The organism is Streptomyces sp. NPDC046557 (genome assembly GCF_040645975.1).
Taxonomy (GTDB): domain Bacteria; phylum Actinomycetota; class Actinomycetes; order Streptomycetales; family Streptomycetaceae; genus Streptomyces.
Genome location: NZ_JBEYZH010000001.1, coordinates 260,657 through 273,673 on the forward strand (window position 1 = coordinate 260,657; position 13,017 = coordinate 273,673).

8 protein-coding genes, 1 tRNA gene and 1 pseudogene are annotated in these 13,017 nt (G+C 71.7%); 4 read left to right on the forward strand and 6 right to left on the reverse strand.

The features are described from left to right. Nucleotides 1-91 precede the first annotated feature (91 nt). Entirely contained in the window at nucleotides 92-2,533 is a 2,442-nt protein-coding gene (locus tag ABZ934_RS01290) for a polysaccharide lyase 8 family protein (RefSeq protein ID WP_361307248.1), read from the forward strand. A 270-nt stretch (nucleotides 2,534-2,803) separates the two neighbouring features. Further along, nucleotides 2,804-4,405, forward strand: coding sequence for a N,N-dimethylformamidase beta subunit family domain-containing protein (locus tag ABZ934_RS01295; protein WP_361307250.1), 1,602 nt, complete (start codon nucleotides 2,804-2,806; stop codon nucleotides 4,403-4,405). A gap of 124 nt (nucleotides 4,406-4,529) precedes the next feature. Here ABZ934_RS01295 and ABZ934_RS01300 read toward each other — a convergent pair. Continuing rightward, a tRNA-Trp gene (locus ABZ934_RS01300) sits at nucleotides 4,530-4,603 on the reverse strand. Between the two features lie 221 nt (nucleotides 4,604-4,824). Here ABZ934_RS01300 and ABZ934_RS01305 point away from each other — a divergent pair. Further along, nucleotides 4,825-6,471: a GMC oxidoreductase gene (locus tag ABZ934_RS01305; RefSeq protein WP_361307252.1), complete on the forward strand. Its 1,647-nt coding sequence runs from the start codon at nucleotides 4,825-4,827 to the stop codon at nucleotides 6,469-6,471. A 136-nt stretch (nucleotides 6,472-6,607) separates the two neighbouring features. Here ABZ934_RS01305 and ABZ934_RS01310 read toward each other — a convergent pair whose 3' ends face one another. From ABZ934_RS01310 to ABZ934_RS01325, 4 genes and pseudogenes are all read right to left on the reverse strand, one after another. Further along, nucleotides 6,608-7,087, reverse strand: a complete 480-nt coding sequence (locus ABZ934_RS01310; protein ID WP_361307254.1) for a carboxymuconolactone decarboxylase family protein — start codon at nucleotides 7,085-7,087, stop codon at nucleotides 6,608-6,610. Continuing rightward, nucleotides 7,087-8,163 (reverse strand): dihydrodipicolinate reductase, encoded by a 1,077-nt coding sequence (locus ABZ934_RS01315; protein WP_361307256.1) that lies wholly within the window; start codon nucleotides 8,161-8,163, stop codon nucleotides 7,087-7,089. Before ABZ934_RS01315 ends, ABZ934_RS01310 begins: the two co-directional genes overlap by 1 nt. Before the next feature lie 38 nt (nucleotides 8,164-8,201). Next, nucleotides 8,202-8,555, reverse strand: a complete 354-nt coding sequence (locus ABZ934_RS01320; protein WP_361307258.1) for a hypothetical protein — start codon at nucleotides 8,553-8,555, stop codon at nucleotides 8,202-8,204. Nucleotides 8,556-8,913: 358 nt separating this feature from the next. Continuing rightward, nucleotides 8,914-9,216 (reverse strand): annotated as a pseudogene (locus ABZ934_RS01325) (hypothetical protein); the annotation flags it as partial. 379 nt (nucleotides 9,217-9,595) lie between these two features. Between ABZ934_RS01325 and ABZ934_RS01330 the strand changes: the two are divergent. Beyond that, entirely contained in the window at nucleotides 9,596-11,359 is a 1,764-nt protein-coding gene (locus ABZ934_RS01330; protein WP_361307260.1) for a sigma-70 family RNA polymerase sigma factor, read from the forward strand. Nucleotides 11,360-11,450: 91 nt separating this feature from the next. Here ABZ934_RS01330 and ABZ934_RS01335 read toward each other — a convergent pair whose 3' ends face one another. Then, nucleotides 11,451-12,842, reverse strand: a complete 1,392-nt coding sequence (locus ABZ934_RS01335) for a glutamate decarboxylase (RefSeq protein WP_361307262.1) — start codon at nucleotides 12,840-12,842, stop codon at nucleotides 11,451-11,453. Nucleotides 12,843-13,017 lie beyond the last annotated feature (175 nt).

The following is a 13,017-nucleotide window of genomic DNA, read 5'->3' on the forward strand; positions in this document are numbered from 1 at the left end:
GGTGAGGTGCGGCGGTAGAGGACGGACCGGGGGCGGTGGCAGGCAGCCCTGAGGGTGGACCAGACGGTGTGTGCGGGACAAGGAGAATGCGATGACAGACCCATGGAGTCGGCGCGCCTTCCTCTCTACTGCGGGCGGAGGGGCGCTGTGGCTCGGCGTCCCGCCGGCAGGTGCCGGGGCCGGGCCGGCCACGGACACCAACGCGAACACGGCACGAGCCGCGGACACGTACACGGACACGGACACGTACGAGACGATGCGCTCGGTCTGGCGCGGACTGTATCTGGGCAGTGGCTTCCCCGCGACGAGCGAGCCGTTCCGATCGCGGCTCACCGAGCTCGGCGACCAGGCCGACGGCTGGCGCACCACCATGGCTCCGGCGCCCAGAGCACTCTGGCCCGACCTGGGGTTCGCCACAGACCCCGAGAAGATGATGCAGAGCTACTACCGGCTGCGCACGATGGCGGAGGCATACGTCCGGCCCGGTACCGGGCACACCGGAGAGGCCGCGCTGCGTACGGCGCTGCTGACCGGTCTCGACCATCTGCACGCGGAGGTCTACCACGCGGGGCAAACGCCCTACGGCAACTGGTACTGCTGGCAGATCGGCGCCCCGCAAGCGCTGCTCGACCTGTGCGTCCTGCTCGAAGCGGACCTGTCCCCGGCCCGGCTCGCCGATTCCTGTGCGGCGGTCGACCATTTCGTGCCCGACTCCGCCGTCGGCTCCTACAGCGGAACGAGTACGGGGTCGAACCGGGTGGACCTCTGCCGCGTCCTGGCCCTGCGCGGGGTGGTCGGCGCCGACGCCGCGAAGATCGCTCTGGCCCGGGACGCGCTCGCGCCGGTCTTCCCGTACGTCTCCTCGGGTGACGGGCTCTACCGGGACGGTTCCTTCGTCCAGCACACCTGGGTTCCCTATACCGGGACCTACGGCGCTGTGCTGCTCGGCGGGCTCGGCATGCTGTTCGCCTTGTTGCGGCAGACCCCCTGGGAGGTGACCGATCCGGGCACGGGGATCGTGTTCGACGCCGTCGAGCGGGCCTGGGCGCCGTTCCTGTTCAACGGGTTGGTCATGGACGCGGTGTCCGGGCGGGCGGTCAGCAGGGGCGTGTCCGCGATGGACGCCCGACAAATCCAGCAGGACGACCACGGACGGGGCCACGCGGTGCTGGCCGCGATCCTGCTGTTGGCGGAGGGAGCGGACGGTACCGAGCTGACCCGCTGGCGGGGACTGGTCAAGGGGTGGATGGCCCGGGACTACTACAGCCCGCCCATGGCGGATCAGGGCCTGGGGCTGTCCGCCCTGGCCCGATTGGCGCAGGTGCAGGCCGATACGACCGTGGTCGCACTGCCCGAGCCGGTGGGTCACCGCCTGTTCGCGTCGATGGACCGGGCCACGCACCGGCGGCCGGGCTGGGTCGCCTCGCTCTCCATGGCGTCACGGCGGATCGCGCACTACGAGACGGGCAACGGCGAGAACCTGCGCGGCTGGCACACCGGCAGCGGGATGCTCGCCTGGTGGGGGTCCACCTACGGCAACGGTCAGTACGCTGACGCCTTCTGGCCCACGGTGGACCCCTACCGCCTGCCGGGTATCACCGTCTCGCGGCGGGTGCTGGCCGACGGCGCGGGAGGCGATTGGGGTTCCTCGCGGCCGGACGCCGTGTGGGTGGGTGGCTCGACGGACGGGGAGTTCGCGTCGATCGGCCAGCACCTGCGGGGCCTGGGCAGCACACTGACGGCACGCAAATCGTGGTTCTTCCTCGCGGACACGATCGTCTGCCTGGGCGCCGGGATCGGGGCGACGGACGGAGTACCGGTCGAGTCCGTCATCGACAACCGCAACCTGGGGGCGGCCGGCACACACGCCCTCACCGTCGGCGGCACGGTACAGCCGGCCGTCTCGGGCTGGTCGGCGACCTTCCCTTCCCCCGGTTGGGCGCACCTGGCGGGCTTCGGCGGGTACGTGATGTCGGGCTCGGGAGCGTTCAAGGCACTGCGGGAGGCGCGCACCGGCCGGTGGAGCGACATCAATCGGGGCAGCGCCACGACCGCGCTGACGCGGCGATACCTCACCCTCTGGTACGACCACGGTACGGATCCGGTCTCCGCCGGATACGTCCACCAGATGCTGCCGGGGGCCACGGCGGCGCAGACGGCCGCGCGGGCCGCCGCCGCGGGCTGGTTGGAGGTGCTCGCCAACGCCGAGTCGGCCCAGGGTGTCCGCGTGGGGTCGTTGGGGTTCACCGGTGTCAACTTCTGGCGGGCGGCGACGGTCGGCGCGCTGGAGGCGGGCGGCGCGTGCTCGGTCACGGTGCGGGAGAGACCCGACGGCACGGCCGTCCTGTCCGTCGCGGACCCGGCCAGGGCGCTGACGGCGCTGACCGTGGTGTGGAACCGGCCCGTGTCGGCGCTGGTGTCCCGGTCGCCGAGCGTGCTGTCGGCGGAGACGGGCACCCGACTGCGACTCACGTTCGCGGACCTGACGGGTGCGGCGGGAGCCGGTCAGGAGGTGGTGGTCCGCATGGGCTGACATGCCGTAGCACCTCGCCCAGCCGTGGGTTTCGGGGCGCGTGAAAACGGGCGAGCGGCGCGCCGCGGTGAAGTTGCGGGGCACGTCGTACCAAGTGTGCGGCCGGTCGTCGGGGTCGGCGAGGAAGCTGACCTGTTCGCGGGGTGACCGTCCGCGCGGGTGACTCCGCGACGGTGGGGGCCGGCCCCCGCCATCGAGTTCGCCCCGCTGCGGCCGTGGTGGTGCGGGGCGGTACGGCGGATGCCGGGCGGGTGGCATAGCGTTTCCCGCATGGAACAGGAGCAGACGGCCGCGCCGGCCGAGGGTGCGGGGAGGCGGAGGTTCCTGGTGATCGCCGCGACGGGGGCGGCCACCGCGGGGCTGGGAACGCTGGCCGGCTGCGGAAGCAGTGGCGGCACCACGCCCGAGGGTCCCGCTCCCAGTGGCCCGGCGGCGGCTTCGCCCGGCGCCGCGCGGGGGTTCGACGTCAAGAGCGAGAACGGCCGGCCCGGTAACGCCGACTGGCACGTGACGAAGGCCGGACCCGCCCGCGCGATCGAAGGCTTCGCCGACAAGGTGAGCGTGCTGCCGGGGGAGACGTTCGGCCTCCACGTGTCCACCACCGCGCCCCGCTTCACCGTCTCCGCGTACCGCATCGGCTGGTACGGCGGGGCGCGGGCCCGGCTGGTGTGGCGTTCACAGGCCCTGCCCGGCGTCCGGCAGCCCGAGCACACCGTCGACTCCGCGACCCGGATGGTCCGCACCCACTGGGCCCGCACCGCCACGGTCGACACGAAGGACTGGCCCGAGGGCTGCTACCTCCTGCGGCTCGACGCGCAGGGCGGCGAGGGCCAACGCTTCGTACCGCTGACCGTCCGCTCGGCGGCCACGACCGGACGCACGGTCGTCGTGAACGCGGTGGCGACCTGGCAGGCGTACAACCGCTGGGGCGGCTACGGCAGCTACGACGGCCCCAATGGGGGCTACGCCACCCGCTCGCTGGCCGTGACCTTCGACCGGCCCTACGAGTACGACGACGGCGCGGGCCTCTTCCTCGTGTACGAGGCGCCGCTGATCGCGCTCGCCGAACGGCTCGGCATCCCCCTCGCCTACGCGACGACCACCGATGTCGCGCGCGACAAGCGGCTGTTGGAAGGGGCCACCGCCGTGCTGTCGCTCGGCCACGACGAGTACTGGTCTCCGGAGCAGCGGACGCACATCACCGCCGCCCGCGACGCCGGGACGAACCTGGCCGTGCTCGGAGCCAACTGTTGCTTCCGCCGGATCCGGCTGGAGGCGTCCGACCTGGGTCCGGACCGCACGGTGGTCTGCTACAAGTCCTCCTACGAGCAGGACCCGGGGTTCCGGCGCGGCCATCCGGCCACCGTGGACTTCCGCTCGCCCCCCGCCGCGGACCCGGAGAGCTCCCTGCTCGGCGTGATCTACGACGGCTACCCGGTGGACGCTCCCTACGTCGTGACCAATCCCTCCCACTGGCTGTTCGAGGGCACGGGGGTGAAGGCGGGCGACGGCTTCCCGCACCTGGTCGGTGTCGAGTACGACAAGGTCGACACCGGGTTCCCGACGCCCCGACCGATCGAGATCCTCGCCCACTCCCCCGTCGTGTGCGAGGGTCGGCCCAGCCACCAGGACACGGCGTATTACACGGTTCCCAGCGGCGCCGGCGTCTTCGCCACGGGGACAATGCGCTGGGTCGAGGCGCTCGACGCGACCGGTGACGGGCACGGCAGGGCGAACCACGGCCTGGACGCCCGCGCGGGCGCGCTGACGACGCGGGTGACGGAGAACCTGCTGCGGGTCTTCGCGGCGGGTCCCGCCGGGCGTGCGCACCCCGCCCGGGACAACGTCGAGGCGGTCTACGGGCGTTCCTGAACCGTCCGTTCGGCGCGGCCTCGCCGCGAACACCGAACACCGAACACAGAACGCCGAACGCCGAACGCCGAACGCCCGGTCGGGAGAAGGTCCCGACCGGGCGTCCGGCGTGTGCGCGTTCTTGCAGGGGCGGCAGGAGTCGAACCTGCGACCTACGGTTTTGGAGACCGTTGCTCTGGCCGGCTGAGCTACACCCCTTCGGCGAGACCAACAATGACACGGGGTGGCCCGAAGATCCAACGAAATCCGCAGGGTGTCCGCTGCATGAGACGGCGTACGGCCAACTCGCCCCGCACGGCGGGCAAGCGGCCGCCGACACCCTCCGGAACCAGCCACAAATTATCCCGACGCGTGTAGTGACTTACCACGCCGCCGCCAGTAGAACTTGTTCTCACTCCATCGAGAGTGAGGAACGTCACATGAGTGACAAATCCCTGAACAGCAAGGTGTCTAAAGACATTTCACGCCGCGGCTTCATCGCTGGAACCGGTTCCATTCTTGGAGCCATGGCCCTGGCGGTCAACCCCACCCCCGCCCTGGCGAGAACCGCCACCACCTCGTCCGCGCCCATCGACACGGGGGCGCACGTCCCGGCCCTCGTCATCGGCACCGGCTACGGCGGGTCCGTCGCCGCCCTGCGCCTCGCCCAGGCGGGTGTCGACGTCCATATGATCGAAATGGGCATGGCCTGGGACACCCCAGGCCCGGACGGCAAGATCTTCTGCAACACCCTCAGTCCCGACCAGCGCTCGTACTGGCTCCGCACCCGGACGAAGGCCCCGCTGAACTACTTCCTCGGCTTCCCCATCGACCGGGACATCCCCAAGTACACGGGCATCCTGGACGCCGAGGAGATGGGCGGAATCATCGTCTACCAGGGCCGCGGCGTGGGCGGCGGTTCCCTGGTCAACGGCGGTATGGCCGTCACCCCCAAGCGGGAGAACTTCGGCGCCGTCCTCCCCTCGGTGAACGCGGACGAGATGTACGACGTCTACTACCCGCGCGCCAACGCCGGGCTCGGCGTCGGTCTCGTCGACCCGGACTGGTTCAACACCGTCGACTGCTACCAGTTCGCCCGGGTCGGCCGTAAGCACGCCCAGCGCTCCAACTTCCCCTTCGTCTTCGTGCCCGACGTCTACGACTGGGACTACATGAAGCAGGAGGCGGCCGGCACGGCCACCAAGTCGGCGCTGGACGGGGAGATCCTGTACGGCAACAACCACGGCAAGAAGTCGCTCCAGAAGACCTACCTCGCGGCCGCCAAGGCGACCGGCAAGGTCTCCATCTCGCCCCTGCACAAGGTCACCACGGTCACCCCCACGACCGGAGGCGGCTACACCGTCGTCATCGAACAGCTCGACACCACCGGAACCACCATCGCGACCAAGGCCGTCACCGCCGACCGGGTGTTCTTCGCCGCAGGCAGCGTCGGCACCAGCAAGTTGCTGGTCAAACTGAAGGCCACCGGCGCCCTCCCGAACCTCAACGGCGAGATCGGGAAGGGCTGGGGCGACAACGGCAACGTCATGTGCGGCCGGGCGAACCACCTCTGGGACCCGACCGGCAAGCTCCAGGCGACGATCCCGTGCGGCGGCATCGACAACTGGGCGGCGGGCGGCGCGTTCGCCGAGGTGGCACCGCTGCCGACGGGCATCGAGACCTACGCCTCCTTCTACCTGTCGATCACCAAGAACCCCAACCGCGCCGAATTCACCTGGAACGCGGCGGCGGGCAAGGTCGAGCTGAACTGGCAGACGGCCTGGAAGCAGCCGGCCATCGACATGGCCAAGAGCATCTTCGACAAGATCAATTCGAAGGAGGGGACGATCTACCGGAGCGACCTCTTCGGCACCAACAAGATCTGGGGCGACCACCTCACCTACCACCCCCTCGGTGGCGCGGTCCTGAACAAGGCCACCGACAACTACGGGCGGCTGCACGGTCACCCGGGCCTGTACGTGATCGACGGAGCGCTGATCCCCGGCAACACCAGCGTCAATCCGTTCGTCACGATAACGGCGCTCGCCGAACGGAACATCGACAAGATCATCGCCACGGACCTGTAAGGGCACGGGCCCGAACCGGGGCCGGCCGGACTCCGCCCGCGCGGCGCGGGCCCGGCCGGCCCCGGACGTGTCGGCTCCCGGACCGTGTCGGCTCCCGGACCGGGGCAACTCACTGGCCACTGCAGCCCGGACCGTGTCAACTTCCGGGCAGCACGCAGACGCTGTCGAGGCCCAGGACGTGGTTGAGGCGTCCGAAGGCGAGCCAAGAGCCGATGCTCATGCTCAGCTCCACGATCTCGACCTGGCTGTAGTGCGCCGTCATCCGCTCCCAGAACTCCTCGTCCAGGCCGTGGTGGTCCAGCGCGTAGCGCTCCGCGTACTCGGCGGCCAGTCGGGTGCGGTCGTCGAACGCCGTGGTGGTGCGCCACTCGGTCACCGCGTCGGCGAAGTCCTCCTCGACCTTCTCCCCGTCCCGGTCGGTGCGCCAGTCGAGGCAGAAGACGCACCCGTTGATCTGCGCGATCCGCAGCCTGGCGGCCTCGAACTCGCGCAGGCCCAAGGTGGTGTGGGCGTAGACCGACAGGGAGAAGTTGGCCGCGGCCGTCCCGATGCCGGGGACCAGGTCGCCCCAGACGTACTCAATGGGATGGCTACCTTCCGGAACGTCGATTCTCATCACTGCTTCCTTCCGAGTTTGCCGACTGCGGGCCGCAGCGGGACGTCGAGCGCGTCGTAGATTCCGGGAGGCGCGTCCACGAGCCAGTCGATCGCCCCCACCAGCCGGCCGACGGCGGTGGCGTTCCCGCCGGCGGAACGGTTCTCCCCCTCGTCGGTGGCCTCGATCGTCACCTCGATGCGCGGGCGGCCCTCGATGATCACACGGTGGGCGCCGGCCCCGTCGGGCGGCCGGGGCCAGTCGGGGGCGCACGAGGGATGGATGCGGGTGACGTGTTCGATGACGAGCCGGGCCTCGCCCTCGACGATGCCCTGTACCTCGAAGCGGATCGCGCCCTGGGTGCCGGCCTCGAACTCGCCCATCGTGCGGGTGGTCACCGTCGTGTCGAGGGCGCGCCGGGCGGACGTCTCACGGATCTCGTCGAGTTCGACGCCGAGGGCCCGGGCCATCATCCGTATCTGTCCGCCCCACACCATGGTCGGGACGGACGGCATGAGCATCATCGGCTCGACGTCCATGGGTTGGCCCATGCCGACCAGGTAACGGACGGAGTCGGGCTGGTCGTACGTGGAGTAGTCGAAGATCTCCTGGCAGCGGATCACGTCCACCGTGCTGCCGAGTCCGCTGATCAGCAACGGCAGGACGTCGTTGCCCCAACCCGGGTCGACGCCGGAGGCGAACAGCGAACCCCCGCCCGCCGCGACGGCGGCCAGCACCGGATCACGGAACTCCGGCGGCGCGCCGCGGTGGTCGTAGAGGGGGTAGAGGGCCGGGCTGACGACGACCGCCCCGGCCGCGATGGCCCGGGTGATGTCTGTGAGAGCGTCGTCGGGGCGGGTGTCGCCGGAGGCCGCGTAGACAACGGCGGCCGGCCGGGCGGCGAGCACCGCCCGGATGTCGTCGCTCGCCGCGACGCCCAGCGTGCGCCGCACGCCCGCGAGTTCGCCCGCGTCGCGGCCGACCTTCGCGGCGTTGTGGACGATGACTGCCGTCAGTTCGAGCTCCGGATGCGCGTCGACGGCGCGGATCGCCGCGCGGCCGACGTTGCCGGTGCCCCAGACCACCGTGGGAATCATGCGCGGAGGGTAACGAGGGGCCGCGGAGGTGCCCAGTGTCATGAAGGAGGTTTTTCACCCGGGCCCCGGTCCGGGCCCGGCCGCAGTCCGGCCAGGGCCGCCGTCTCGGTGAATGTCGGTACGCGGCCGGTGCCGCCGCGGCCGGACACGGAGAGGGAGGCGGCGGCCGCGCCGTAGGCCGCCGCGCGCGAGAGGGTCGCCGAGGGCCGGCCGGGGCGGTGGTGGTGCCGGTGAAGCAGTCGCCGGCGCCCGTCGCGTCGACGGGGGTCTGGGTTGACGGGAACCGGGCGGTAGCGGGTGTGCACCCCGTCGTGCAGCAGCAGCCGGTCGGGCCCCGCCGTGACGGCGACGGCCCGGGCTCCGAGCTCGTGGTAGCGGGTGGCCGCGAGCACGGGGTCGCCCGTGTCTACGAGGGCCAGGGCGTCGGCGGGACAGGAGGTCTTGAGCAGCCCGGTCAGCGGGGCGAGGCGCGCCGGCAGGGCCCGGCCTCTTCCCTACCGGTGAGCCGGGAGCGGAAGTTGGCGTCGTACGAGAGGTGCCCACCTGCGGCGTACACGGTTTCGGCGACGGCCAGTACGGCGTCACGGGCGCTCGGTGCGAGGGCGCCGGTGATGCCGCTGGTGACGAGCGCCGTGGAGCCGGTGAGCAGTTCCCGCCAGGAGTCGACGTGTCGGGTGGAAAGGCGGCCGGGCCGCCGACGTGCGCCGGGAAGACCTTCGCCGCGCCCCCGAACCGTACGGCGGAGGCGACCTCCCCGGGCGTGAAGGCGCCTTCGATGAACACCGCCCCGCGCTCCGCGGCTACCGCGCGGTCCTCCGGCGCGGGGTACGGGGAGACCAGGAAGCCGGCGCCGGCGTCGAGGGCCCGCTCCGCCTGCGCGGCGGTCGTGACGGTACCGACGTCGATCAGCGCGGGTCTGCCCTGCTCGTCGGCGAGCGGGGCGACGCGGTCAGAGCTGCGGCCCAGTCGGGGTCGTGGTGGTGAGTTCCACGGCCCGGCAACCGGCCGCCAGCAGGGCGGTGGTCCGGCCGACGGCCTCGGCGGCGTCGGCATCGGCGTCCCGCCAGGACGGGAAGCAGGCGTTGGGCGGTCAGGACCGCATGGGGATGACAGGAGAAGGGACGACAGGACAAGGAACCCCCACCCGTTGTGCGTACCGCGGCTGCCCGTGCGGATATGGTCTGAACCACTGAAGCGCCGTGGAGCCGGGCCGGGCAGCCTCCCTGTCAACGCCGCGGGACCCCCGCCCGGCCCACCGACCGGTCCGAGAACCGGTCCGCGACCCTCGTGACGTCCCCCGGAAGCGGCCCCGAGGTCGCGGCCGGTCCGACTTCCGGATAAGAGTTACCGGATAAGTGTTATCCGGGCCCCCCTCGACGGTCTCCGAGTTATTGGGCATCATCGACCGCCGGCACGGACAGGGAAACTTCACATGAGTACACAGCACACGGCAGCTCTGGTGGCAGCGGCCCGCGCGGGCGATCCCCGCGCGCAGGACGAGCTCGTCGGCGCCTGCCTCCCCCTCGTCTACAACATCGTCGGACGGGCCCTGAACGGGTCCTGCGACGTGGACGACGTGGTGCAGGACACCATGCTGAGGGCTCTCGACGGACTGCCCGGCCTGCGCTCGGACGAGAGCTTCCGATCCTGGCTGGTCGCGATCACGATGAACCGGATACGGGCCCACTGGCAGGACCGCAGCACCGGTGCGACCGGTCTGGAGGAGATCGCGGAGGTGGCCGACCCGGGCGCCGACTTCGCCGACCTGACGGTCGTCCGCCTCCAACTGGCTGGCCAGCGCCGCGAGACCGCCCGCGCCACGCGTTGGCTGGAGCCCGACGACCGGGCGCTGCTGTCGCTGTGGTGGCTGGAGTGCGCCGGGGAGCTGACCCGCCCGGAGGTCGCGACGGCCCTGGAACTCTCGCCGCAGCACACGGCGGTCCGGGTGCAGCGGATGAAGGCCCAGTTGGAAGCGGCGCGGGTGGTGGAGCGGGCACTGGAGGCACAGCCGCCGTGCGAAACGCTGCGGACCGTGGCTGCGAGCTGGGACGGGCGGCCGTCGGCGCTGTGGCGCAAGCGGATAGCCCGGCACGCCCGGGAGTGCGTGCGGTGTTCCGGCCTGTGGAACGGGCTGGTCCCGGCCGAGGGGCTGCTGGCCGGGTTGGCGCTGGTGCCGGTCGGGGCGGCGCTGCTGGCGGGCGTACGGTCGGCCGTCGCGGGCGGCGGTTTCGCGCCGGCGGGCGCGGCGTTCGCGGCCCCCGGGGTCGGCGCCGGCGCCGACCCCGGCGCCGGGGCGGCGGCCTCCGACGCCGCGACGCAGCTCGCGCCCGTGGTGGCGGGTCCGGGCCGGGCGGCCCGCCGCACGTCGGGCCACGCGGGAGACACGGGCGACCCGGGTGACGTGGGCGCTTCGGGCGCTTCCGGCACCGACCCGGCGGCCGGCCGCGGGGCGCAGCGCAGACGGCGTCGGCACCGCCGCCGGGTGATCGCCGGCGCGGTGATCGCCGCCTGTGTCGCGGGCGGGGGGCTCGCCTACCTCGGCATGCTGCCCGGTTCGGGCTCGAAGCAGGCGGCCGGCACGGCGACCGGCTCTCCGCTCTCCGCCCTGTCGGCCACCGGTGCGGGGACCGCGTCCCCTTCGACCGCCGGCTCCGCCTCCCCCTCGGGTTCCCCGTCCGCGTCGGCCTCCCCCTCGGCGTCCGCCTCCCCGTCCCAGTCGACGAGTTCGAGCCCGGCCGCGACGCCGTCGCGGACCAAGAGCGACCCGCCCACGACGCGTTCGGCCGCCCCCGCGCCTGCACCCGCCGCGGCCGGCGGGACCGCCGCCCAGGTGATCGCCCTGGTCAACAAGGAACGGGCCGCCGCCGGATGCGGCCCGCTCAAGGAGGACGCGCAGTTGCGCAACGCCGCCCAGGGGCACTCGGACGACATGGCCCGGCGGGACTACTTCTCGCACACCGACCCCGACGGCGGCGACCCGGGCACGCGGACGACCGCCGCCGGGTACCGCTGGTCGACGTACGGGGAGAACATCGCGATGGGTCAGCAGACCCCCGACTCGGTGATGAACTCCTGGATGAACAGCCCCGGCCACCGCGCCAACATCCTCAACTGTTCCTTCAAGGACATCGGGGTGGGCGTCCACCAGGGCCCGGGCGGCCCGTGGTGGACGCAGAACTTCGGCGCCCGTATGTGACGTGAGGAGATCGACCGCGGGCGGCCGGCTGCCGCTCGGCCCGGGACATGTGTGTTCGGTGTCCTCGTCGTGAACGCGTACGGCGCGCGCCTCAGTGGTGGAACCCCGAGCGGGCCTCCCCCGCGGGGACGGCGCGGGGGGCGGCCTTCAGCTGTGCCACGCACCGTTCCAGGTCCCGGACGAGCAGGGCGATCTGGTCCCGGGTCACCCCGTGGCGGATCAGGACGCGCTGGATGACCGTGTCGCCGCGGTCGGCCGGCAGCGGGTACGAGGGCACCTGCCACCCGCGGGTCCGCAGCCGGTCGGAGAGGTCGTAGAGGTTGAACCCGGCGTCCTCGGGGTCGGTGAGCGTGTACGAGACGGCGGGCAGCGCGCCCTGGCCGTCGTAGAGCAGGGTGAAGGGGCCGAGTGCCTCGATCTCCCGGGCGAGGTACCGGGCGGTGTCGGCGCATGCCTGGTGGACGCGCCGGTAGCCGCCGCGCCCCAGGCGCAGGAAGAGGTAGTACTGGGCGATGACCTCGCCGCCGGGGCGCGAGAAGTTGAGGGCGAAGGTCGGCATGTCACCGCCCAGGTAGTCCACGTCGAAGACGAGTTCGTCGGGGAGCAGGTCCGCGGTGCGCCACACGATCCATCCGACGCCGAGGGGCGCCAGCCCGTACTTGTGCCCGGAGGCGTTGACGGAGGCCACGCGCGGCAGGGTGAAGTCCCATACGACGTCGGGGTGGAGGAACGGCGCGACGAAGCCGCCGCTGGCGGCGTCCACGTGGATCGGAACGTCCCAGCCCCGCTCGGCCTGGATGCGGTCGAGTGCGGCGGCGATCTCGGCGACGGGCTCGTAGACGCAGGTGTAGGTGACGCCGAGGATGGCGACGACGCCGATCGTGTTCTCGTCGACGTAGGCGGCGAGCTGGTGGGGGCGCAGCCCCGTCGCCCCTGGTTCCAGGGGGACCTGACGGAGTTCCACGTCGAAGTAGCGGGCGAACTTCTCCCAGCAGACCTGGACCGGCCCGCAGACGAGGTTGGGCCGGTCGGCGGGCAGACCCGCGGCTTGCCGTCGGGTGCGCCAGCGCCATTTAAGGGCGAGGCCGCCGAGCATGGCGGCCTCGCTGGAACCGGTGGTGGAGCAGCCGGTGGCGGCGCCGCCGGGTGGCGCGTTCCACAGGTCGGCGAGGATGCTGATGCAGCGGGCCTCGATCTCGGCGGTCTGCGGGTACTCGTCCTTGTCGATCATGTTCTTGTCGAGGCACTGGTTCATCAGGCGGTGGACGCCGTCGTCGGACCAGGTGGTGCAGAACGTCGCCAGGTTCTGGGCGGCGTTGCCGTCGAGGAGGAGTTCGTTGCGCAGCAGTTCGTAGACCACCTCGGTGGGCGAGTGGTCGTCGGGCATCCGGTGCTTGGGGAGGACCTGGCCGCTGAGGGCGGACGCGAACACGTCCGTTTCGGCGTCGTCGGCGTGTGCGTCCTTCATCTCATGAAGAGCCATATCGGGACTATAAGTGACAGAAGAGGCCGATTCGGGCTGGGTGGGTGTCATATCTTCCGGCCGAGTCGCCGCTGTGACCCCGTTCATGCCTAGGCGACATCGCCGCAATAATTACCGGCGAGTAGGCTTTTCGGAGCGGATCTTCCTGTGCAGGCCCCTCCCGCCGGTCGCCACG